At 55.9% G+C, this 22,221-nt stretch carries 18 protein-coding genes; 13 read left to right on the top strand and 5 right to left on the bottom strand.

What is annotated here, in order from left to right; genetic code table 11:
- Nucleotides 1-271 precede the first annotated feature (271 nt).
- From MKY74_RS00340 to MKY74_RS00305, 8 genes are all read left to right on the top strand, one after another.
- Entirely contained in the window at nucleotides 272-2,572 is a 2,301-nt protein-coding gene (locus MKY74_RS00340) for a glycoside hydrolase family 3 N-terminal domain-containing protein (RefSeq protein ID WP_076175984.1), read from the top strand.
- 23 nt (nucleotides 2,573-2,595) lie between these two features.
- The gene (locus MKY74_RS00335) at nucleotides 2,596-2,763 is read left to right on the top strand and encodes a hypothetical protein (RefSeq protein ID WP_167372935.1); all 168 of its coding nucleotides are present in this window, start codon (nucleotides 2,596-2,598) and stop codon (nucleotides 2,761-2,763) included.
- 210 nt (nucleotides 2,764-2,973) lie between these two features.
- Nucleotides 2,974-3,606 (top strand): TetR/AcrR family transcriptional regulator, encoded by a 633-nt coding sequence (locus MKY74_RS00330; protein ID WP_084204210.1) that lies wholly within the window; start codon nucleotides 2,974-2,976, stop codon nucleotides 3,604-3,606.
- Between the two features lie 47 nt (nucleotides 3,607-3,653).
- Nucleotides 3,654-5,135 (top strand): DHA2 family efflux MFS transporter permease subunit, encoded by a 1,482-nt coding sequence (locus MKY74_RS00325; protein ID WP_076175981.1) that lies wholly within the window; start codon nucleotides 3,654-3,656, stop codon nucleotides 5,133-5,135.
- 199 nt (nucleotides 5,136-5,334) lie between these two features.
- Nucleotides 5,335-5,898, top strand: coding sequence for an NADPH-dependent FMN reductase (locus MKY74_RS00320; RefSeq protein WP_076175978.1), 564 nt, complete (start codon nucleotides 5,335-5,337; stop codon nucleotides 5,896-5,898).
- Nucleotides 5,899-6,372: 474 nt separating this feature from the next.
- Nucleotides 6,373-7,683, top strand: a complete 1,311-nt coding sequence (locus MKY74_RS00315; RefSeq protein ID WP_076175976.1) for a hemolysin family protein — start codon at nucleotides 6,373-6,375, stop codon at nucleotides 7,681-7,683.
- A 2-nt stretch (nucleotides 7,684-7,685) separates the two neighbouring features.
- On the top strand, nucleotides 7,686-8,861 hold the full coding sequence (locus MKY74_RS00310; protein WP_076175973.1) for an AI-2E family transporter: 1,176 nt from the start codon (nucleotides 7,686-7,688) through the stop codon (nucleotides 8,859-8,861).
- 259 nt (nucleotides 8,862-9,120) lie between these two features.
- On the top strand, nucleotides 9,121-11,076 hold the full coding sequence (locus MKY74_RS00305; protein WP_076175970.1) for an ATP-dependent DNA helicase: 1,956 nt from the start codon (nucleotides 9,121-9,123) through the stop codon (nucleotides 11,074-11,076).
- A 157-nt stretch (nucleotides 11,077-11,233) separates the two neighbouring features.
- Here the strand turns inward: MKY74_RS00305 and MKY74_RS00300 are convergent, their stop codons facing one another.
- Nucleotides 11,234-12,505, bottom strand: a complete 1,272-nt coding sequence (locus MKY74_RS00300; RefSeq protein ID WP_076175967.1) for a serpin family protein — start codon at nucleotides 12,503-12,505, stop codon at nucleotides 11,234-11,236.
- Nucleotides 12,506-12,749: 244 nt separating this feature from the next.
- On the opposite strand from MKY74_RS00300, the gene MKY74_RS00295 reads away from it, so the two are divergent.
- Genes MKY74_RS00295 through MKY74_RS00285 form a run of 3 tightly spaced genes read left to right on the top strand, consistent with a single transcriptional unit; the run spans nucleotide 12,750 to nucleotide 15,200 of the window.
- The gene (locus tag MKY74_RS00295; RefSeq protein WP_076175964.1) at nucleotides 12,750-13,223 is read left to right on the top strand and encodes a MarR family winged helix-turn-helix transcriptional regulator; all 474 of its coding nucleotides are present in this window, start codon (nucleotides 12,750-12,752) and stop codon (nucleotides 13,221-13,223) included.
- A 3-nt stretch (nucleotides 13,224-13,226) separates the two neighbouring features.
- The gene (locus MKY74_RS00290) at nucleotides 13,227-14,663 is read left to right on the top strand and encodes an FAD-binding oxidoreductase (RefSeq protein ID WP_076175961.1); all 1,437 of its coding nucleotides are present in this window, start codon (nucleotides 13,227-13,229) and stop codon (nucleotides 14,661-14,663) included.
- A 3-nt stretch (nucleotides 14,664-14,666) separates the two neighbouring features.
- Entirely contained in the window at nucleotides 14,667-15,200 is a 534-nt protein-coding gene (locus tag MKY74_RS00285; RefSeq protein WP_076175958.1) for an MFS transporter, read from the top strand.
- Nucleotides 15,201-15,203: 3 nt separating this feature from the next.
- On the opposite strand, the gene MKY74_RS00280 is transcribed toward MKY74_RS00285, so the two are convergent.
- Nucleotides 15,204-15,938: a ZIP family metal transporter gene (locus MKY74_RS00280; protein ID WP_116234355.1), complete on the bottom strand. Its 735-nt coding sequence runs from the start codon at nucleotides 15,936-15,938 to the stop codon at nucleotides 15,204-15,206.
- Nucleotides 15,939-16,178: 240 nt separating this feature from the next.
- Nucleotides 16,179-16,934, bottom strand: coding sequence for a peptidylprolyl isomerase (locus tag MKY74_RS00275; RefSeq protein ID WP_076175953.1), 756 nt, complete (start codon nucleotides 16,932-16,934; stop codon nucleotides 16,179-16,181).
- 190 nt (nucleotides 16,935-17,124) lie between these two features.
- Between MKY74_RS00275 and MKY74_RS00270 the strand changes: the two genes are divergently transcribed.
- The gene (locus MKY74_RS00270; RefSeq protein WP_076175951.1) at nucleotides 17,125-18,054 is read left to right on the top strand and encodes a hypothetical protein; all 930 of its coding nucleotides are present in this window, start codon (nucleotides 17,125-17,127) and stop codon (nucleotides 18,052-18,054) included.
- A 240-nt stretch (nucleotides 18,055-18,294) separates the two neighbouring features.
- On the opposite strand, the gene MKY74_RS00265 is transcribed toward MKY74_RS00270, so the two are convergent.
- On the bottom strand, nucleotides 18,295-18,582 hold the full coding sequence (locus MKY74_RS00265; RefSeq protein ID WP_076175948.1) for a hypothetical protein: 288 nt from the start codon (nucleotides 18,580-18,582) through the stop codon (nucleotides 18,295-18,297).
- Between the two features lie 130 nt (nucleotides 18,583-18,712).
- Nucleotides 18,713-20,035: an ArsB/NhaD family transporter gene (locus MKY74_RS00260; RefSeq protein ID WP_076175945.1), complete on the bottom strand. Its 1,323-nt coding sequence runs from the start codon at nucleotides 20,033-20,035 to the stop codon at nucleotides 18,713-18,715.
- A 347-nt stretch (nucleotides 20,036-20,382) separates the two neighbouring features.
- On the opposite strand from MKY74_RS00260, the gene MKY74_RS00255 reads away from it, so the two are divergent.
- Nucleotides 20,383-22,101 (top strand): glycoside hydrolase family 13 protein, encoded by a 1,719-nt coding sequence (locus MKY74_RS00255; protein ID WP_076175942.1) that lies wholly within the window; start codon nucleotides 20,383-20,385, stop codon nucleotides 22,099-22,101.
- Nucleotides 22,102-22,221: the final 120 nt, after the last annotated feature.

Raw genomic sequence — 22,221 nt, 5'->3', positions numbered from 1 at the left:
TACCAAGTGCAAGGAGCCAACATATCCCGGCCGAGAGGCCGGGGGTTGGCTAATTGTCATTTAAGGTGGGGATGAGGCAACTTGCCCCATCATCCATTTCAATTTTTAACCTATATAAATACATAAAAAACCGTAGCATTTCTGGAAGAAGGCGAATGAGGCGCTGCAGCTGCGGCCCAACGATTCCGTTTACGGGTTCGGCTCAGCCCTTGGTAAACCGTACGGAACCCAAGAGGGTGCAGCGGGAACAAGGGATACGGAGGGAAATCCATTGAGTTATCAAGATTCTGCTTTGAGCAGCGAGGAGAGGGCGGAGCATCTGCTCAGCCTCATGACGCTGGAGGAAAAGGTCGGACAGCTTGTGCAGCTGTTCGGCTGGAAAACGTACCGGCGGGAGGAAAACGGCGTCGCGCTGGACGAGGCGTTCAAGGATGCCGCCGAACGCGGCGGCATCGGTTCGCTGTACGGCGTGCTGCGCGCCGACCCGTGGACGGAAGTGACGCTGGCGACAGGACTGTCGCCTAAGGAAGGCGCGGAGACGATCAACGCGATCCAGCGGTATGCGATCGAGCGCTCGCGCCTCGGCATCCCGATCCTGTTCGGGGAGGAGTGCTCGCACGGTCATATGGCGATCGGGGCGACCGTGTTTCCGGTGCCGCTGACGCTGGCCAGTATGTGGAACCCGGCGCTGTATGAAGAGATCTGCCGGGCGATCGCTCTGGAGACGCGCAGCCAGGGCGGAGCGGCCACGTATTCCCCGGTGCTCGACGTCGTCCGGGACCCCCGGTGGGGGCGGACGGAGGAGACGTACGGGGAAGACCCGTGGATCGCTTCCGTGATGGCGGAAGCGGCGGTGCGGGGGCTGCAGGGCAAGCGGCTGGACGCCGACGACAGCGTTATTGCGACGCTGAAGCATTTTGCCGGCTACGGCAGCTCGGAAGGCGGACGCAACAGCGCGCCGGTTCATATGGGACTGCGCGAGCTGCACGAGGTGGACCTTCGGCCGTTCAAGGCGGCAGTCCGGGCCGGTGCGAAATCGGTTATGACCGCGTATAACGAAATCGACGGCGTGCCGTGCACCTCCGATAAATATCTGCTTACAGACCTGCTGCGCAAGGAGTGGGGCTTCGACGGATTCGTCATTACCGATTGCGGTGCCATCAATATGCTGGTGTGGGGGCATGACACGGCGGCGGACCCGCAGGAGGCATCCGCCATGGCGGTGAACGCCGGCGTGGATATGGAAATGTCCGGCGACATGTTCCGTGCGCACTTGGCAGCGGCTGTGCAGAGCGGGCGCACCCGGATGCAGACGCTGGACCAAGCGGTACTTCGCGTACTGAAAGCGAAGTTCGAACTGGGGCTGTTCGAGCAGCCTTACGTCGACCCGGAACGGGCAGCCCGCGTCATCGGCAGCGAGGAGCACATCCGGCTCGCCCGCCAGGCGGCCGTCGAAGGCATCGTCCTGCTGAAGAATCAGGGGGACACGCTGCCGCTGTCCAAGGAGTCGGGGTCGGTCGCGGTCATCGGCCCGAATGCCGACAACGTGTACAATCAGCTCGGAGACTATACCTCCCCGCAACCGCGGGAGCAGGTGTCGACCGTGCTGGACGGCATCCGGGCCAAGCTGGCGCATGCGCCGGAGCGGGTGCTGTACGCGCCGGGCTGCCGGGTCAAGGATGACAGCCGGGAAGGCTTCGACCTGGCGCTGAAGACGGCCGCCGCCGCGGACACGATCGTGCTCGTGCTCGGCGGGTCGAGCGCGCGCGATTTCGGCGAAGGCACGATCGACCTGCGCACGGGTGCGTCGGTCGTGACGGACCGCCCGCACAGCGACATGGACTGCGGCGAAGGCATCGACCGCTCCACGCTGGGCCTGTCCGGCGTGCAGCGGGAGCTGGCGGAGGAACTGGCCAAGCTCGGGAAGCCGCTGGTCGTGGTGTACATCAACGGCCGGCCGGTTGCGGAGCCGTGGATCGACGAGCATGCCGACGCCATCCTGGAGGCATGGTACCCGGGACAGGAGGGCGGCCACGCGATTGCCGATATCGTATTCGGCGACGAGAACCCTTCCGGCCGGCTGACGGTCTCCGTTCCGAAGCATGTCGGCCAGCTGCCGGTCCGCTATAACAGCAAGCGTACGACCGGACAGCGCTACCTGGAGACGGATTTGGAGCCGGCCTATCCTTTCGGGTTCGGGCTCAGCTACACCGAGTTCGAGTATGGCCCGGTGACTGTCTCGCCGGCGGAAATTACGCCGGAAGGACGGGCGGAGGCTGCGGTAACGGTGACCAACACCGGCAGCCGGGCCGGAGCGGAAACGGTCCAGCTGTACATCTCCGACAAGGTCAGCACGGTGACCCGGCCGAAGAAGGAGCTGAAAGGCTTCGCCAAGATTTGGCTGCAGCCGGGTGAGACGAAGACGGTCACGTTCGGGATCGGGCACGCGGAACTGTCTTTCATTGACCGTGATCTGAATCCGGTCGTCGAAGCCGGCGAATTTGAAATTCAGATCGGCCGGCATGCCCAAGACGTGCAGTCCGCTGTACTGACGGTCCGGGAACAAAATTAAAGCCGCGGAATACAAGCCCTTGTTTGCTGGATGACCCGGCCAAGCTCTCAGAAGTGCCGAGCCGGATCGCGTCGCGGCTGAACGGAAGCCGCCAGTTCCGGCTGGAGCTTCAGGCCGATGAAGGCGGGATCGCGCTGTATGGCCGGAATGCCGGCCGTTATCCGCTGGATATCGTGATCCACTGCCAATAACGCAGTCACTTAATAAAGCAATCGCACGATGAAATAGTTGGGAGGTCTGGCGGCATGATGCTGCCGGGCCTTTTTTTTGCGCCCGAGATCCCCGGTGCATCCTTATGTATTTTTTTACAGATAAATATTGACAAAGGGGGGCGGCGAGAGTAAATTAAACAACGTATTAAACACTGTTTAAATTTGCTGCATGACAGGAGAGGGGGGCAGGTGAAAGAACCGATGAAGGAAGACACCACAGGGCATACCTCAGGAACCGACACCAAACACGATATATTAAAAGCCACCGTCGAGTTGATTCGGGATGAAGGCATTGAGTGTGCCACCTTGCGCCGGATCGCGACCAAGGCCGACACCAACCTCGCGCTGGTCAATTATCACTTCGGCTCGAAGGAAAAGCTGATCACCCAGGCCATCCGTTCCCTCGTGCTGACGTTTAAGGACGTGTTTAACGCGCTGGAGGACGACACGATGCCGGCGAGGGAAAGACTTAAGCAGTTCTTTTACCGCTATGTCCGCCATCTGCAGGAATACCCGGGGCTGGTGAGACAGATGATCGATCAGACCCGCGTTATTTTCGAGTCGCAGCATGAGTACTCGCATTACTGCAAGGTGATGAAGACCCGGCGGCTGATCGGGACGGTCCGGGAAATTACCGGGGAGGAAGACGACGATAACATCCGGAAGATGCTGATGCAGCTGTACGGGGCGATCTTTTTCCCGGTCATCATGAAGTCCTTTCTGGCCGAAGGCGACGAGGATATGGCTTCAACCATCCATATCGCGCCGCTTGAAGAGCAGATTGACACGTTGTTTGAGCACTATTTTCACCAATACAGCTAGAGTGGAACGGGAAACCAAACTATATATAGAAATGAGTGGAGAGATTTATGTCTAAAACCTTGGCGGGCAATCCCGCCGCAGAAGTTCCATTCTCGCTGAAAAAGATCATTCCGCCCATGCTGGCCATTATCGTCGGTATGATCATGGTCATTCTGGACAGCACCGTGGTCAACGTGGCGGTGCCGAACCTGGTGAGCTATTTTCACACCGATCTGAAGACCATTCAATGGGCGATTACCGGCTATACGTTGGCTCTATCGGCTGTTATTCCGCTGGCGGGCTGGATGACCGATAAATTTGGCTCCAAGCAGGTCTTCCTGGCCACCATCATTATGTTTGTCATCGGATCGGCGCTCTGCTCCATGGCGCAGACGTCGACCCAGCTGATTATTTACCGCGTCATCCAGGGGCTTGGCGGGGGAATGGTCGCGCCGATCGGCATGGCGCTGGTCTTTAAGCTCGCTCCTCCGGAGCGCCGCGGCTCGATCATGGGGCTGCTCGGCATTCCGATGCTTCTCGCGCCGGCGCTTGGCCCGATTCTGTCGGGCTGGCTGGTGGAGTATGTGAACTGGCACTGGATCTTCCTGATTAACGTTCCGATCGGGATCGTCGGCGTCATCCTGGGCGTGAAGTTTCTGCCGACAGCGGATCGGCAGCAGACTCCGCACCTCGATTTGATCGGCATGATTCTGGCTCCGATTGCCTTCGCCATGCTGGCTTACGGCGTCAATGAGGGAGGCAGCGTAAGCTGGTCCTCGACCGGCGCATTGACCGGGCTCATCGTCGGCGGGGCAGCCCTGCTGATTTTTATCGCTGTGGAGCTTCGGCAGAAGAACCCGCTGCTGGAGCTGCGCGTCTTCGGCTCCTCGGATTTTACCCGGGGCATCATTCTCTCCTGGATCATGCAGGCGGCCTTGTTCGGCTCGATGCTGTTCGTTCCGCTGTACCTGCAGCAGATCCGCCAGTTTACGCCGCTGGAGACCGGCTTCATCCTGCTGCCGCAGGCGCTGGCTTCCGGGATCGGCATGCCGATCGGCGGGAAGTTCTTCGATAAATACGGCGCCCGTCCGGTGGCGATTATCGGCCTTCTCCTCATTTCGGCAGCGCTGTTCAGCCTGTCGCATATTACGGCCGACACGTCGCTGTGGAGTATCATGCCGCTGCTCTTCATGCTCGGATTCGGCATGGGCTTGTCGATGATGCCGCTCAATACCCACGTGCTGAATGCCGCACCGCGCAAGCTGGTGAACCGGGTGACGCCGCTGACCGCCGCTGCCCAGCAGGTCGTCGTGTCCTTTGCGGTCGCCGGCATGTCAGGCTACCTGATCAGCCGCACCACCGCTCACGCGAGCCATGGAGGCAATCCGCTGAACGCGGCAGTGCAGGGTTTTGACGATGTGTTCTTCCTGGCCTCCTGCTTTGCGATCGTCGGCGTGGTGCTGTGCCTCATTCTGCGCAGACCGAAGCCGGCCGCCGCGGATGCCACAGACGGAAGCCAGCCGGATCCGTCGCTGATGATCAGCCACTGATCGGCAAATCTTCGAATACATGTCTATACGGGAACCCGGAATCCTTCTTGATGAGAGAGGCCGGGTTCCCTCTTTTTTGGAAAAATTTGATGTTCACCCGTCGAATTCTGTCGTATCATGAAGCTAGGGCCTTTACGGGCACGGAGCGTGCTGCCATATCCCTTACTTCTATACTTACGATAAAAAGGAGAAATCGATCATGTCTGAACGTTTTCATATCGTGGGGATTTCCGGAAGTCTCCGCAAGCATTCCCACAATACACAGCTGCTTCATAACGCGGCAGCGCTTCTGCCGGAGGATTTTCGCTTCACGCTTGCCGATATTTCCGTACTTCCTTTATACAATCAGGATTTGGAAAGTGAACTGCCGGAAGCGGTGAAGCAGTTTGCAGAGCTGCTGCATTCGGGGAATGGCTTTTTGATCAGCTCGCCGGAATATAACGGGCAGCTGTCAGGCGCGTTGAAGAATGCGCTGGATTGGGCTTCAAGACCGGCCCTTCAAACGCCGCTTGCCCAAAAACCGGTAGCGCTTATGGGCGCCACGCCGGGCATGGGGGGTACGGGCAGAGCACAGGTTGGTATACGCTCACTTTTGTTTGCGCTCAATATGGATTCGGTGAACCGGCCGGAATTTCTGCTCCCGCAATCGCATACCAAATTTGACGAATCCGGTGCGCTGACGGACCCGATGGCCCAGCAGATTATGCAGCAGCTCGTGGACAATTTGGTCACCAAAATCAAGAAGCATGCCAGCGAGCAGTAAGTAAAGCCAGCCGGCCTTGTGCGTTGATTGCAAGGAAGCTGATATCGGCCTATTCCCGGTAAGCCCTTCCCGTTCAACGGGGCTTCGGGTTTCTACGCTGCGGTAAGCATTGGGAACGAAATACTTAACAACTTGCCGCTGACAAAGGCCTGTCCATCAAGGGATATGGATGAATCGCTTCGTGCACGCCGTAGGGGCGTCCGCTTACTGGGCGGAAAAGGCTTCGGTACACGGGAAGCGCCGTGATGGCTGGAGCCTTTTTTAGGAGTCGGTTGAAACCTGAACCCGGGCTTCTGCGTATTACCTAGTTATCCAGCAATATGCGATGGACCTGTTTCGGCGGGCCGCCACATGGTAAATGAATGGGGAAGGCTTAGTTCTGCCCCGTCTACTGCCTTAGCGGCAGAACGCGGAGCTTCCTGCAAAATGCCGGATGGAATCATCAAGACTACTTTATAAGGAGAAGATGTTGAAGTGGAAAGTGACAGGTATGTGTTAAATTTGGTTTTGGTTGCATTACTGATCGGTTTGTCGGCCTTTTTCGTTGCGGTAGAGTTTGCCGTGATCCGTGTACGGGGAAGCCGGGTCGATCAGCTGATCGCCGAAGGGCGCAAGGGCGCAAAGGCTGTGAAGAAGGTTATCGACAATCTGGACGGATATTTGTCCGCGTGCCAGCTCGGGATTACGATTACATCACTCTGTCTTGGTTTCCTCGGGGAGCCGACCGTGGAGAAGATCCTTACCCCGGTGTTTGAGAAATGGCATATGCCTGAAGCGTTAGGCCATTTTCTGTCTCTGCTGATTGCCTTTACGGTCATTACGTACCTGCACGTCGTTATTGGCGAATTGGCGCCGAAAACAGTGGCCATCCGCAAAGCGGAGACCATTGCCCTGCTGACGGCGACACCCATTATCTGGTTTAACAAAATCATGTACCCGTTCATTTGGCTGCTGAATGGATCGGCGAACCAGCTGGTCCGATTGTTTGGCGTAAAGCCCGCTTCCGAGCATGAGGAGGCCCACTCCGAGGAGGAGCTTCAGATTATTCTGAGCGAGAGCCATGAGAGTGGAAAAATCAACGATAACGAATTCGGTTATGTCAGCCGGATTTTCGCGTTCGACAACATGCTGGCTAAGGAAATTATGGTACCGCGTACGGACATGATCTGTTTGGACAAAGACAAGTCGCGGTCTGAAAATATGAAAATTATTAAAGAACAGCAGTACTCCAGGTTTCCGCTTATCGACGGAAGCAAGGATAATGTCATCGGCATCATTAATACGAAGCAATTTTTCCTGGCATATGAAGAAAACGAAGAGCTGGATGTGGCGAGCCTGATTCATCCGGTGATGGCGGTATCCGAAGTGACACCGGTCAATGTGCTGCTGCAGCGGATGCAGAAGGAAGCGACGCATATGGCGATTCTGATCGATGAATACGGCGGAACTTCCGGTCTTGTCACGATCGAGGACATTATTGAAGAGATCGTCGGCGAAATTCGCGACGAGTTCGACAAGGACGAAGTCGAGGACGTCCAGGAGATCGGCGAGCAGCATCTGATTGTGGACGGCAAAGTATCGATTTCAATGATCAATGATTATTTCTTTATGGATCTGGATACAAAGGAATGGGATACGATCGGCGGCTGGCTGTACAGCCAGATCAGCGAAATGGCGGAAGGCGAGACGTTCGTGTACGAAGGAACGGCCTTCACCCTGCTGGAGCGGGATCATAACCGCTACTGCCGCATCGAAATCAAGAAGATCAAGATGAGTGAGGAATAAATATGGACAATCCGGTGAATTGGGCAAGCCGTTTTAAGCGGTTTTTACTAAATAACAGATTTGTATTGTTTATGCTGGTGCTGCTGCTCCTGGGACTGAATATTCTGGTTCTCACCAAGATTTCATTCGTATTCGAGCCGGTGATCGTCCTGGTCAAAACCGTCGTGCTGCCGCTCATTCTCGCCGGAATTGCGTATTATTTGCTCAATCCGATTGTGGATTTTATGGAAAAGCGGAAGGTGAAGCGCCTGCACACCATTCTGCTGCTGTACGTCTTCATTATCGGCATGCTTGCCGCGCTCGTGACGCTGGTCATCCCGGTCATCCGGGAGCAGATTATGGATTTGGTGAACAATTTCCCGGGCTACGCCGAGATTGCCCGCATCAAGGTCGAAGAACTGATGGGAAGCAATCTGATCAGCAATCTGCAGGAGACCGTGTCGTTCGATCCGCAGGAGCTGATGAAAACCGTCTCGGAGAAAGGCTCGGAATTTCTGAACCGCACCTGGACGGGGCTTGGCGGATTCGTGGGCGGGCTGATTGAAGTGGTTCTGGCCATCGTGACACTGCCGTTCATTCTGTTCTACCTGCTCAAGGACGGCAAACGGCTGCCGGGTTACATTTTACACTTTGTGCCGACGCGGCTGCGCGGGGAAACCTCGCGGGTCATGAAAGAAATGAATCATCAGATCAGCTCTTATATCCGCGGGCAGATCATCGTCAGCTGCTGTATCGGGGTACTGCTGTTTGCCGGGTATATCATTATCGGCTTGAAGTATTCGCTGATTCTGGCGATCATCGCTGCATGCACCAGCGTCGTCCCGTATCTGGGACCGGCGATCGCCATTACGCCGGCACTCATCGTTGCGGTCGTCACCTCGCCGATCATGCTGCTCAAGATGGTGATCGTCTGGACCGTCGTCCAACTCATCGAAGGGAAGTTCATTTCCCCGCAAATTATGGGCAAGACGCTGAAAATTCATCCGATCACGATTATCTTCGTCATTTTGACGAGCGGCAACTTGTTTGGCGTCGTCGGCATTCTGCTTGCGGTGCCGGGATATGCCGTGCTGAAGGTCGTCGTATCCCATTTGTACCGCTGGTTTCGGGTACGCTCGGGGCTTTACGAGCCGGAACCCCCGCCGGCGGTTGCAGCGGGCGACTCCCGGGAGCCGTGATGGCGAGAGCCGATCGAGAGCCGCTATAGAGAAAATCAGGTTTTGCTGCAGATGTCGTACGTCATAAGGCGTGGAACGACTTTGCTTGCCTAAATCAAAGAAATTGGCCGTCCCCCGGATGAATGGGTCCGAAGGGGGCGGCTTTAATTTTTGACCGTCCCCATTGTAATTCGGGAGGGAGCATGTGATAATGGGTTGTTCGCCTTCCCGAAAGTGGGGGCGGCTGCATTTATGAGTAGCTTGGAGGGAACCAAAAGACGTGGAGCGGTATCCTTTTACGTATGATCCAAAGCGGCCTTTCGTCCAGCAAGCAGGCGAATGGGTCGCCGATGTGTTTTATGATGTGCTGCCGGAAGCGGGATTTGAAATCCGTGACGAGCAGATTTATATGGCTTTTCAGCTGGAGAAGGCTTTTGCCGAGAAGAAAACGATATTTGCCGAGGCGGGGGTCGGGACGGGCAAGACGCTGGTGTACTTGCTCTATTCCGTATGCTACGCGCGGTATACCCGCAGACCCGCGGTGATCGCCTGCGCCGACGAATCGCTCATCGAGCAGCTGGTGAAGCCGGAGGGGGATATTGCGAAATTAGCACGCCACCTTGGGCTTCACATTGATGCCCGGCTGGGCAAGTCGCCCGACCAGTACCTGTGCCTGCGCAAACTGGACGACGTCCGGCTGCGGGACGATGAAGGGGTGCGCTGGGACGACTTGGCCGCCGGCCTGCCGGATTTCGTGTATTCTACTGCGCCGATGCAGTCCTTTCATGCTTACGGGGACCGGAAGGGATACCCGGAGTTAACCGATGAGGAATGGAGCCGGATTAACTGGGATCCGTTCCAGGACTGCTTCACCTGCGACCGCCGCCACCGCTGCGGCCAGACGCTGTCGCGGGATCACTACCGCCAGGCGGCGGACCTGATCATCTGCTCGCATGATTATTACATGGAGCATGTATGGACTTACGAGGGCCGGAAGCGGGAGGGGCAGCTGCCCCTGCTGCCGGAGCACTGCGCCGTCGTCTTCGACGAAGGGCATCTGCTCGAATCGGCCGCCATGAAGGCCCTCAGCTACAAAATGAAGCATGTCGTGTTTGAGGAACTCATCACCCGACTGCTTCAGGGCGAGATCCGCGAATCGCTGGCGGTGCTGATCGACGAGGCGATCGTGCAGAGCGAAGCGATGTTCGCGGCATTCGGTCGGCAGAGCCGCAGCGTAGCCGGCTCCGACCGGAAGGAAATCGTGCTGGACGGCGCGCTGCTCACCGAGGTGCACCGGTTCCGCTCGCTCCTCACCTCGATCGAGGAGGAGCTCGTCTTTGAGAGCGAGCTGTACACGCTGAACGAGTACGAGCTCCGAATCGTAGAGGAGCACCTGGAAATGATGCAGAAGGCGCTCCATCTGTTCGAGCGCTCCGAGGCGCTGATCTGCTGGGCCGTCGACGGACCGGACGGGCTGACGCTTTCGATCATGCCGAGAACGGTCAAGGAGGTACTGCAGGAGCAGGTATTCGGCGCGAAGATGCCGATCGTGTTCTCCTCAGCTACCTTGTCGGTTCAGGGCGGGTTCGATTACGTGGCGGACAGCCTTGGCATCGAGAGCTTTCTCTCCTTCTCCGTACCTTCCCCGTACGATTACGCGGATCAGATGAAAGTGCTGACCCCGGCGGACTCCAGGTCGACGGCCGATTTTAACGGCAAGCTGGAAGCCGCTGCCCGCCTTCTTCGCGAATCCGGGGGCCGGGCACTGATCCTGTTTAACGGCAGGGAGGAGCTGCGGCGGTTTAAGCAGGAGCTGGCCGCAGGCACCGTCCAGGTGCCCGACGTTCCGTTTTACTTCGAAGGGGACCAGGAGATCAGCCATCTGATCTCCGCCTTCCAGCGCGAGGAGACCAGCGTGTTGTGCGCGGTCAGCCTGTGGGAGGGACTGGACGTGCCCGGCCCGGCGCTCTCGAACGTGATCGTCTGGTCGCTGCCGTTCCCGCCGCATGATCCGGTGTTTACGGCCAAGCGCAAAGAATCGGCAGCGCCATTCGAAGAAGTGGACATGCCGTATATGCTGCTTCGGCTCCGCCAGGGCATTGGCCGGCTGATCCGCTCCCGCGAGGACCGGGGCATCGTCGCCATCCTGGGCGAAGAGCTTGCCGGCAGCACGCCCGTACGGGAGCAAGTGCTGGCGGTGCTGCCCGAAGGCGTGACGCTGCATGCGTTGTCTTAACCTGCGGAGTCTTAGCCGGGTTCAAAGTCGCTCAGGAAACGCCAGCTGCCTCATGTTGTTGATCCCGTTAATTTTTCATGAGGTGAACCAACTGCCCATGTTTAAAAGCCAACCCTAGCCTATGAAGGGGTTGGCTTTTTTGTTGTGCGCGAGCCGGTCATTCGGGATCGTTCACCGAGCCGATAAACAGCCAGGCATGGGTCTGTGTGTCCTCAATTGCCAGGAAGAACGGCCGGTTCACCGTCATTTCGTGAATTTTTACCGGCATAGAGCCGGATTCTTCGCTGATGACCGTTGCCGCAGCAGCCTCGGTTCCCTTTTCGTTGACGTCGAGCACCATCCGATGCAGGACCTTGGACAGGAAGAGGGGGCGAATGTCGGCCATATGGGAAAAATCGGCCTCATCCGGTTGGAAGGCCTGCTTCATGCCGAGCCGGATGAGCGGATCATTCAAGTCGCTGCCGTACTCGGCCTTGAACCGGGGCAGTCCAAGCTGCACGGATGCCTCGTCAAAGGGCTGCTGCCACGGAGCAGGATCCGCCCAGAGCTGCTGTTCCAATTGGTCCAGCGAAGAGCCGGCGGGGGGAAGGATGATCAGCATATCCATGCGGCCGTCTCCGTAAGGAAGGCGGACGGCCTGCCAGTCAGGGGTCTCCTTGTACGGCAGCATGTTGGCGGTATGCATCATCGGCAGCGTCCGGACGCTGCCGTCAGCCAGCGTAAACGTTTCGTCTTTTGTGTATTCCGGATTGAACGGATCGCTCCATGATCCGTTGAAATAAATCGCGTTGGCCAGCACTGCAATGGTCGTTGGCGACAGCGGCTGCTCCAGCATTTTCTCGATTTTGCCCTCGGTTTCCTTGCTGATCCAGCGGTTGATCGTCTTCACGGATTTGTCGGAAGCAAAATCAACCTCTTGGACCTCGGCCCCATAGCTCTCCTTGCCTGCCTGGATAAAAGAGTTCTTGAACGGAACGCCCTGCTGATGCCAGATCGCATTGGCGATGTTCAGCCGGACGCCGGAGTCTTCCCCTTCCAGCAGCCTGGACAAAATCGCGTTCCCCTCGTTCATTTCGTTAAGCGGCATGTCCTTCACCCCCAATACGGAGGCCATTTCGCGTGCCGTCGTGCCGGCGCTGCCGTTGTATGCGATGGACAGGGCCGTCCAGATGCTGTAGGGGGAGAGAAGGACATTGTCTCCGGCTTCGGCCTGCCCGGCCAGTTCGCGGTGGAGCTGCAGTCCCAGTCGGTTGTGGGCGGAGATGAGGGCAGGATCGATTTTGCCTGCCTCCTGCTTTCGGGCCGTCAGCGAAATCGGAGGAGTCGGATTGCTGCGTTGGTTCCGGCTGCCGTCTTCCTGCTTCGAGCATGCCGGTAATACCAGCAGGAGTAGGGCGAGCAGCAGCGGCAGCGTTTTGGTTGTTGGCATGGATGGTTAGCCTCCTTATCGGTGGAATCAGCAACGCTTTGCACTAAATAGTGGAAAAAATCGGTGTTACCTACCAGACGTTTCCGGGCCGGCGGAAGTTGCGCCCAAAGCCCATTTCATGATGGAAGCGGTGCCACTTTCCGGAATTTGATTCACGCATCTCGGGAACGGTATAATGAGAATGCTTTGAAGTCAATCTAACTGACCAATTTATTCCTTTAAGACAGCAAGGAGTTGTACAACCATGTCCAAAACGTTCCCATATAATCAAGATTTGGCTTCCCTGTTATCGCTCTCCTTCAGCGCGATGAACCAGGAACTTCATAACCGCCTGAAGGAGGCGGGGTTCGGCGATGTGCGGCCGGCGCACAGCTTTTTGTTCCAGGGCTTGATGCCGGATGGGGCGACGGCCAAGACGCTCGTAGCGCACCTGGGCATATCGAAGCAGGCGGTCAGCCAAATGCTCGACTACCTGGAAGAGTGCGGCTATGTCGCGCGCAAGCCCCATCCTTCCGACGGCCGGGGTAAGATGGTTGTCCTGACCGAACGCGGCTGGTCGCTGGTACGGACGAAAGAGAATATCTACAAAGAGATTGAGCAGCGTTGGGCCCGGATGATCGGAAGCGACCATATGAAGACGCTGCAGCAGGATTTGAAGCACATTATCGAAAACGTCAACGAAGAGGATCTACAGCACCCACTGCGCCCCGTGTGGTAGGCGATGGCGAAGAGGGAAGCGGTGCTGCTGCTGTTAGTCATTCTTTGCGTGTATGAATATATCCGCACCGATACGCCGGACCAGAACCCTTATCTCATTACCGACTACAGCCGGCTTCATCCCGTTAAGGTTGACAGGGTGGTCAAAGGCAAGGAGGAGGAGCAGCTGGTCCGGCTGCTTCAGGAGGCAAAGGAGAAGCACCTTACCGTATCCATTGCGGGCCAGCGTCACAGTCAGGGAGGGCATACCTATTACAAGGACGGGATTGTCATCGATATGACCGATTATAATCAGGTCCTGTCGGTCGATCCGGATCAGCGGCAAATCCGTGTACAGGCGGGGGCCACGTGGGAGCAGGTCCAGAAAGCCGTTAATCCGTACCATTTGTCCGTGAAGACGATGCAGTCGCAAAATATTTTTACCGTTGGCGGCTCCATTAGCGTAAATGCGCATGGACGCGACATCCGAAGCGGTTCCCTGATCGGCAGCGTGGATTCGTTTCGGCTGCTGACCGCAGACGGTCAAATCCGCAGTGTCAGCAGAGAAGAGAACCCGGAATTATTTCGGCTGGCGCTCGGCGGGTACGGCCTGTTCGGCATGATCCTGGATGTGACGCTGAATTTGACGGAAGATGAAGTTTACCGGATGGAGAATGAGGCGATAAAGGTTGAGGATTACAGCCGGTATTTTCAGGAGAATGTACTTGGCGATCCCGATGTGAGAATGCATATTGCTAGAGTTTCAGTTGCCCCGGACCGCTTCTTGACGGACATGTATGCGATCAATTATACGGCAGATCCTGCGCTTCCGCTGGAAGATTACGATAAGCTCCGGACCCGCGAGCAGGGCGTCATTCCTAGCAAAATGATGTTCAGTCTGAACCGGAGCAGCGATTGGGGAAAGAACGCATTCTGGTCTTTGCAGAAGCTGTATTTTACCAAGCAGCAAAATAAGGCGATCAGCCGAAACAATGCCATGCGCTCCGAGAGCGAATTTATGGAATACGGCCAGCCCGGCGAGAATGATCTGCTGCAGGAGTATTTTATTCCGGTGGATCAGTTTGCGGATTTCGTTCACGGGATGAAAGATATCGTGCGCGATCACAAGCTTAATTTGCTGAATATTACCGTCCGTTATGTCCAGGAAGATCGCGAAGCCGTTCTCTCCTATGCCCAAAAAGACATGTTTGCCCTTGTATGCCTGTTTCACGTACCGTTATCGGAGCAAGGGCAGGCGCAAGTAAGGGAAGGAATCCGGGATCTGATCGATGAAGTGGAGTATGAGGGTGGAACCTATTATCTGCCTTATGCGGCATATCCTACGGTCGAGCAGTTTAGACGGGCCTATCCGGAGTACGACGATTTTTTTCGGAAAAAGGACGAGTACGATCCACAGCACCTTTTTATGAACTATTTTTATGAACAATACAAAGGGGAGTAGGCCATGAACATGAGGTGGCTGATCCGTTCCCAAAGCATGGTGACGCTTGCTTCCGGCATGATTTATCCTTATTATCTTTTGTTTCTGAAAAATCTGGGCAACAGCTATGCCAAATACGGATTGGCTTTTGCCGTGTTTACGATCAGCTCCGCGGCGTTCTCCCAATGGTTGGCTCCAAGGATCGACCATAGCGGACACCGGGTGCTGCTCATCAGCTCCCTTGGCATGATGCTGGCGATGCTGGCATTCCCCTGGGTTGAATCTTATGCGTGGGTACTGTTTCTCCAACTGATCATGGGGTGCTGCAGTGCGATGCAAAAGATGAGCGAACGCCAGCTACTTGCCGATCATACAGTCCAGGGGGAGCGGGGGCCTGTGATTGGTTCTTATCATTTCTGGACCTCAGCCGCATCCGGCTTCGCCGTCATTCTTGGCGGTTACCTGATCGATTGGCTGACGATCGACGCCTTATTTTATGCCAGTGCCGTCATGTATGGAATCAGTGCCTGGGCGGTTTGGAAAATGCGAAAGCCATGACGCTCACCCCAGCAAATGCGTCATGGCAATCATGGAGAGCAGGCCGAAAATAAAAGAAAAGGTCGAAGCCCGCTCGTTGCCGTCCCCGTGGCTCTCCGGGATGAGCTCTTTATATACGACGAACAGCATGGCGCCGGCGGCAAAAGCCAATCCGTACGGGACGATACCGGCGAAGGAAGCTGTAAATTTCAGCCCGGCCCAGCAGGAGAGAAACTCCAGCCCGCCCGTAAGCGCGGCGAGAAGAAAGGCGTACCGCCTTCGCATGCCGTGCGTAACGAGGTAGAGCGCGGTCAGAAAGCCTTCGGGGATGTTTTGCAGGCCGATGCTCAGCGCCACGATCGTTCCCAGCTCCTGGTTGGGACTGCCATAGCTGACGCCGACTGACAGCCCTTCGGGTAAATTGTGCAGCGCCATGGCCGACAGAAACATCCAGGATCCCGTCTGCGTGCTGTCGCTCCGCTTGATATCATGGGCCGGGTCCGTGTGTGGGATGAGCAGCTCCATCAGGGTCAAGGTCACCGTACCAAGGAGGATGCCGATCGTCAGCACCCATAGGTTCGACAGCTTGAGGGAGGACGGGATCAGCCCGTACGTCGAGGCGGCGACCATGATACCTGCCGTGAAAGCGAGCAGGCTGTCTCTGCCCCGGTGGCTGATATTCGAAAACAGCAGGGCGGGAAGGGCTCCCGCCGCCGTACATAGGGAAGTCGCGAGGCTTCCCAGAATCATTGCGTTCACACAGGCCTCCTGCTGCCAGCGGCTGAGATGCTTTGGTTTCTCCCGAGTTTAATCCGGTGAACCTCCGCAGCCGTCGGGCTTGTTCTTGTTTAATTTACAATATGAACAAGCCTGCTGAAGCATGACCTGGACAGGAGATTTAGCACGCTGAAACCAAAGAACCGTCCACCCTCAGGGGCGAACGGTTCTTTGTTGTATCATGATGTGCTGCGCCGTACAAGCGTGCGGTTTCGCACTGGTTTATTTTTCAGTAATCGTGACGCCGTCGATCGTAACTTTCTCGGTCGGGGTGCTTTCCTCGCCGCTAGGTCCGACGGTGACCGGTGTTTTGGCGATCTTCATCACGACATCCATACCCTTTGTGACTTTACCGAAAATGGTGTAGTTCGGCTGTTGGTTCAGATAATCGCTGTCCGCACCGGTACAGATAAAGAACTGGCTGCCGTTCGTATCCGGTCCGGCGTTTGCCATGGCGACGATGCCCGGCTCGTATTTATAATTCGTTTTCTCATCCTCGAAAGAGTATCCTGGTCCGCCGGAGCCTGTTCCGGTCGGGTCCCCGGTCTGTACCATGAACGTTTCGATGATCCGGTGGAAAATGACCCCGTTGTAAAAGCCTTCCTTGGACAGGAATACGAAGTTGTTGACCGTCTTCGGCGCGTCCTTGGCGAACAGCTCAATCGTAAACGTGCCTTTAGATGTTTTGACTTCTGCCTCGTACTTTTTGTTCTGGTCAATCTGCATGGCAGGCGGGCTTGTCCAGCTCTTCTGCTGCTGACCGGAAGCCGAGGTTGAGCTGTCCGTGGAGGAATCCGATCCTGTCGTGCCGGACGATGACGAATTGCCGGAAGTCTGGTCCGTCGTCTGCTCTGTAGCTTGTCCTCCGGATGTGTCCTTTGATGCGTCCTCATCGCTGTTTTTCTTGCCGCATCCGCCAAGCGCAAGCGCCGCTGTCAGCACGAGCACGAGCGGAAGCGTGAATGTCTTCAGTTTCATGAAATTGAGGTTCACTCCTTTGTGCAATCTGGTTTAATCATAGCGATTTTTGCGGATAAAATCCACTTTGGCAGCAGCTGCATCACGTAAGGCTTTTGCTGCATGCTGAACTTTCCATGAAACTTCGCGGCATGCTATGACGTTTATTACATATAACAACAGATCGCAGACTGGAAACGGAGGGAACGTTATGTTTGAAGAAGCCAACCGTCAGTTGACCAAGCTGAAAGAGGACATCCGGAACAAAACGAAGTATGAAAACCGGATGCAGGAACTGTCGCGGGAGCTGAGAGAGCAGCAGGACGAAGCCGAGCGCTGGAAGCTCAGGCTGGCCGATGAGGAGAAGGACGTGGAGCGCCTGACGGGGACTTCGCTCTCCGGTTTGTTTTACAGCATGATCGGCCGGAAAGAGGAGAAGCTGGAGCGGGAGCAGCTGGAAGTGCTGGAGGTCAAGGTAAAATACGATATGGCTGCGCGCAGCGTGGCTGATATCCAAAACGAGCTGCAGGAGCTGGAGCGAAAGTTCCAGGAGGTCCGTTACGCGGAGTTTGAATATGAGAAGATTCTGGACGAGAAAGAAAAAGTGATTTTACAGAACAACGCCGAGCTGGCGGCGCTCGCCGAAGAACAGGCCGACTTGTCGGTCCAGCTCAAGGAATTGAAAGAAGCGGTGCGTGCGGGCGAGGCCGTACTGGAGGATCTGGAGCGGGCAGATGACAGTTTGGGCTCGGCCGGAAATTGGGGCACCTACGACATGCTCGGCGGCGGCATGATCTCCACGCATATGAAGCACAGCCGTATTGACGAGGCGATGGAGCACATTGAATCAGCGCAGTTCAGCCTGCGCCGGTTCGGCAAAGAGCTGAAGGATGTGCAAATGGCGCTGGATATCGAAATCGGGATCGGGAGTTTTCTGAAATTTTCTGATTATTTCTTCGACGGCTTTATATCCGACTGGCTCGTGCAGGGGAGAATCCGGGATACCCAGGACGATGTGCAGGAGAAAATATCCGAGGTGGAGCGGATTGTCCGCCGCTTGGAGGGGGAGTATTCACGTCTCGATACCCGGCTGGCGGATACGAAGCGGAAATACGAGTCGATCATTGAGTTGGCGGAGTAGCATTACGCGCTGTAAAAGAGCGCGATGTTGAACGAAACCTCATAAACGCATGAAAAGAAGCCGCCGGTCTCTGCTCGAAAGGAGCAAGCCGGGCGGCTTCTTATTTGACTAACGTATTAACCCTGGCATAAATGGCACTGCCACATTTCCAACGTAGAAGTAAATGTGAAGCGCATCTATTTTGCAGCAGCCAATGGCCTGAATAGATCGACAGCGAACGCACCGCCAGCGCTAAAAGCTCTAAGGCGAAGGCTTCCACTCCACGCTCTGCAGCAGCTGATGCTTCATCAGCGCCAGCACGAAGTCCACGTAGTATTCCTTCCGTACGATCGCACCGTACTCGTGATTTTTATAGACATAAAACAAGGCGTCCGTGTAGATATCATTGTCCTCGAAAAAGCGCCTGATCTGCTTGAGCCGAGCCAGATAAGGCTCTTCCTGCAGCAGCCGGATGCGGAACTCCGCGTCCTGCTCGTTGACGCTTTCCGTAATCTGAATGATGCTCGGGTCGTAACGATACTCCAGCATAAGTTGATCCTCCTTCGCACGTGTCATTTTGCGCTGCTTTCAGGGGCTGTCATGTCTTTCCCTGGAAACATCAGTGCCACCAGCTGCCCCCAATCTGCAGCAACACCATCGCCCCCATTGCCTTCGGCCGCTACATCAAATACCGAAGATACACGTATGCGCTGGCCAGAACGATGGACAGCAGCATCATCGGAAAACCGAGCTTCAGAAACTGGGCGAACTTGATCGGATATCCTTCCTTGGCAGCCATGCCGGCCACGATCAGGTTGGCGCTCGCACCGATCAGGGAGCCGTTGCCTCCAAGGCAGGCGCCCAGGGCCAAGCTCCACCACAGCGGCTCCAAATTGCTGATTCCGAGGCTGCCCATGTCCTGGATCATCGGGATCATGGTCGCGACAAACGGAATGTTGTCGATAAAAGCGGACGCGATCGCGCTCATCCACAGGATGAGCATCGACGTTGCCGCGACGTCGCCGCCGGTGAGATCGGTAGCTTTTTCCGCCAGGGTGGCGATGACCCCTGTTTCGATCAGGCCGGCCACCAGCACGAACAATCCCACGAAGAAAAAGATCGTCGGCCATTCAACCTTGGCAAAAGCCTCCTCCAGCATATGCTCGCCCGTCAGCAGAAGCAGCAGGAAAGCACCGGCGAGGGCGACGGTGGCCGACTCAAGGTGAACCAGCTGGTGAAGGAAGAAGCCGATGATCGTCAGACCCATCACCGTCAGGCATTTGATCAGGAGCTTGCGGTCGGTGAGCAGCTCTTTTTCATCCAGATCCATAATGCTCTGCATCAGCTCCGGCGTCGTCTTGATCTGTTTGCGGAACATGAGAATGAATAGCGGAATAAATACGGCGAGAATGATCACCGCAATGGGCGTCAAGTTATTGATAAAGGCGACAAAGGTCAGCTCCTTCACCGCGCTGCCGATCATTATGTTAGGCGGGTCACCGATCAGGGTGGCGGTGCCGCCGACGTTGGACGCCATGATCTGGGTGATCAGAAACGGCGTCGGGTTAACCCGCAGCTGCCGGGTAATGCTGAGCGTGACGGGCACCATAAGCAGAACGGTGGTCACGTTGTCGAGAAACGCCGATCCGATCGCGGTGATCAGAATCAGCGCCACCATGATGGCGACGGGCCGGCCCTTGGCCTTTTTCGCGGCCCATACGGCAATGAATTTGAATAATCCCGTCTCAGCTGTGATATTGACGATGATCATCATGCCGACGAGCAGGCCGAGCGTGTTGAAATCGATATGATGAATCGCGGTTTCCTGGCTCACGATGCCGAATATGACCATGAGCGCACCGCCGATCATCGCCACGATCGTCCGGTGAATTTTTTCCGCGATAATAAATGCGTAAACAATGAGAAAAATACCAATAGCCAGTATTGCTTGCTGTTCCATAGCGTGCCTCCCCATCCTGTATATGTGCGAATCCTGAATCATGCAGCCCGGGTTTGGTTTCTTTGAGTAGAGATCGCCATGCCGTATAGCGTATCCAGAACTCTACATTTTTTACCGGGACTTCAAAAACAACGCGTCTATCCTCCTTTACATCAGGATGGAGGAGTGCATGGCGGACCCGCACAACGAATGAGAGGGAAAAAAAGACAAAAGGAGCCCGCACATGGCAGGCTCCTCCAATTGAATTCTATTTGATTGAAATGTAAAAACTTGCTCTCATTCTGAAAGGTAAACCGGAAATCGGTTTACAATAATTATAAAGTGTTCGCGCGATCTTGTAAACAACCGTCGGATATCCGGCACAAAATGGAGCACGTAAGGAGCAGGTTATGAACAAAAAATGGTGGAAAGAAGCCGTAGTGTATCAAATCTATCCGATCAGCTTCCTCGACACGAACGGTGATGGCAAGGGGGATCTGCTCGGCATTATATCGAGACTGGATTACTTGAAGGATCTGGGGGTCGACGTGATCTGGATTTGCCCGATCTACAAGTCCCCCAATCACGATAACGGATACGATATCAGCGACTACTGCGACATTATGGACGAGTTCGGCACGATGGAGGAGTTTGACCGTCTGCTGCGGGAGGCGCATGCGCGCGGTCTCAAAATCATGATGGATCTGGTCCTGAACCATACCTCGGACGAGCATCCATGGTTTATCGAGTCGCGGTCGAGCAGGGATAATCCGAAACGGGATTTTTATATATGGCGCAAAGGCAAAGACGGACATCCGCCGAACAACTGGGAGTCCTATTTCAGCGGCTCGGTCTGGGAATACGACGAGAAGACAGGCGAGTATTATCTCCATCTGTACTCCAAGCACCAGCCGGACCTGAACTGGGAAAATCAGAAAGTGATCGACAGCATGCATGAAATGGTGGAATGGTGGCTCAAAAAAGGCGTGGACGGCTTCCGTTTCGACGCAATCGCGCATATTGTCAAGGCGGTCGGCCTGCCGGACGGGGACAACCCGGACCAGCTGCCGACGGTGCGCGCGTATGAGCTGTTTTCCAATCTGGAAAACGTGCACACCCTGCTGAGCAACCTGTATGAACGGGTACTGTTCCACTACGACATCATGACCGTCGGCGAGACGTCGGGTCTGGGTCCGGAGCAGGCGCTCAGCTATGTCGGGGATACGCGCAACGAGCTGAACATGGTGTTCCAATTCGAGCATATGCAGCTCGATGCGGGTTCTTCCGGTTCCGGCAAGTGGGATATTCGTCCCTGGAACCTGCTTGAGCTGAAAAAGGTCATCAGCGGGTGGCAGACGGTGCTGCACGACAAGGGCTGGAACGCGAATTATTGGTGCAACCATGACCAGCCGAGATCGGTGTCCCGGTTCGGGGACGACCAGAAATACCGGGTGGAGTCGGCGAAGATGCTGGCGACCTTCCTGCACACGCTCGAAGGCACGCCGTATATTTACCAAGGCGAGGAGATCGGCATGACGAACATCGCCTTCGCCTCGATCGATGACTACCGTGACGTGGAAACGCTGAATTACTATGAGGAGCAGCTGGATCAGGGCGTGCCCGAAGAGCAGGTCATGCAGGCGATTTGGAAAAAAAGCCGGGACAACGCCCGTACGCCGATGCAGTGGACCAATGGGGAGCATGCAGGCTTTACACGGGGCACGCCGTGGATCGAGGTGAACTCGAACTATCCCCTGATCAATGTGGAGGATGCGATTAAGGATCCGAATTCGATCTACCATTACTATAAAAAGCTTATCGCCCTCCGCAAACAGCATGAAGTGATCGTGTACGGCGAATACAAGCTGCTGCTTCCGCTCGACAAGGAGCTGTATGTGTATACCCGGACGCTGGAGGACCAGTGTCTCCTGGTCATCCTGAACTTTTTCGGAGGCGAGCCGGTGCTGAAGCTGCCGGCGGAGCTCGTGCCGGAGGCCAAGCAGCTGCTGATCTCCAACTACCCCATCAAGGGGGAGGAGGATCTCGGGAATTTGAAGCTGCGGCCGTATGAAGCGAGAGTGTACCTCATGAAGACACCACCCCTTGACTTCGTGGCGCAAACTTGGTAAATTTACCTCATCCTATAACAAGGGAGAGATTTTGATGACGGTGGTTGTTCTTAACTAATCAAACTCCATATCGGCTGTATGATGTGAAGACAGGCGGGGAATGCCCAGGAGGGCACTCTT

The organism is Paenibacillus sp. FSL R5-0378 (assembly GCF_038009285.1).
GTDB classification, from domain to species: domain Bacteria; phylum Bacillota; class Bacilli; order Paenibacillales; family Paenibacillaceae; genus Paenibacillus_AQ; species Paenibacillus_AQ favisporus.
This window is presented reverse-complemented; position numbering and strand designations above follow the sequence as displayed.

Bases quoted from the DNA above. Each gene is read 5' to 3' on its own strand.
- MKY74_RS00325 (WP_076175981.1), top strand. From the start codon at position 3,654: ATGTCTAAAACCTTGGCGGGCAATCCCGCCGCAGAAGTTCCATTCTCG.
- MKY74_RS00320 (WP_076175978.1), top strand. From the start codon at position 5,335: ATGTCTGAACGTTTTCATATCGTGGGGATTTCCGGAAGTCTCCGCAAG.
- MKY74_RS00310 (WP_076175973.1), top strand. From the start codon at position 7,686: ATGGACAATCCGGTGAATTGGGCAAGCCGTTTTAAGCGGTTTTTACTA.
- MKY74_RS00300 (WP_076175967.1), bottom strand. From the start codon at position 12,505: ATGCCAACAACCAAAACGCTGCCGCTGCTGCTCGCCCTACTCCTGCTG.
- MKY74_RS00295 (WP_076175964.1), top strand. From the start codon at position 12,750: ATGTCCAAAACGTTCCCATATAATCAAGATTTGGCTTCCCTGTTATCG.
- MKY74_RS00290 (WP_076175961.1), top strand. From the start codon at position 13,227: ATGGCGAAGAGGGAAGCGGTGCTGCTGCTGTTAGTCATTCTTTGCGTG.
- MKY74_RS00285 (WP_076175958.1), top strand. From the start codon at position 14,667: ATGAACATGAGGTGGCTGATCCGTTCCCAAAGCATGGTGACGCTTGCT.
- MKY74_RS00275 (WP_076175953.1), bottom strand. From the start codon at position 16,934: ATGAAACTGAAGACATTCACGCTTCCGCTCGTGCTCGTGCTGACAGCG.
- MKY74_RS00270 (WP_076175951.1), top strand. From the start codon at position 17,125: ATGTTTGAAGAAGCCAACCGTCAGTTGACCAAGCTGAAAGAGGACATC.
- MKY74_RS00265 (WP_076175948.1), bottom strand. From the start codon at position 18,582: ATGCTGGAGTATCGTTACGACCCGAGCATCATTCAGATTACGGAAAGC.
- MKY74_RS00260 (WP_076175945.1), bottom strand. From the start codon at position 20,035: ATGATTCAGGATTCGCACATATACAGGATGGGGAGGCACGCTATGGAA.
- MKY74_RS00255 (WP_076175942.1), top strand. From the start codon at position 20,383: ATGAACAAAAAATGGTGGAAAGAAGCCGTAGTGTATCAAATCTATCCG.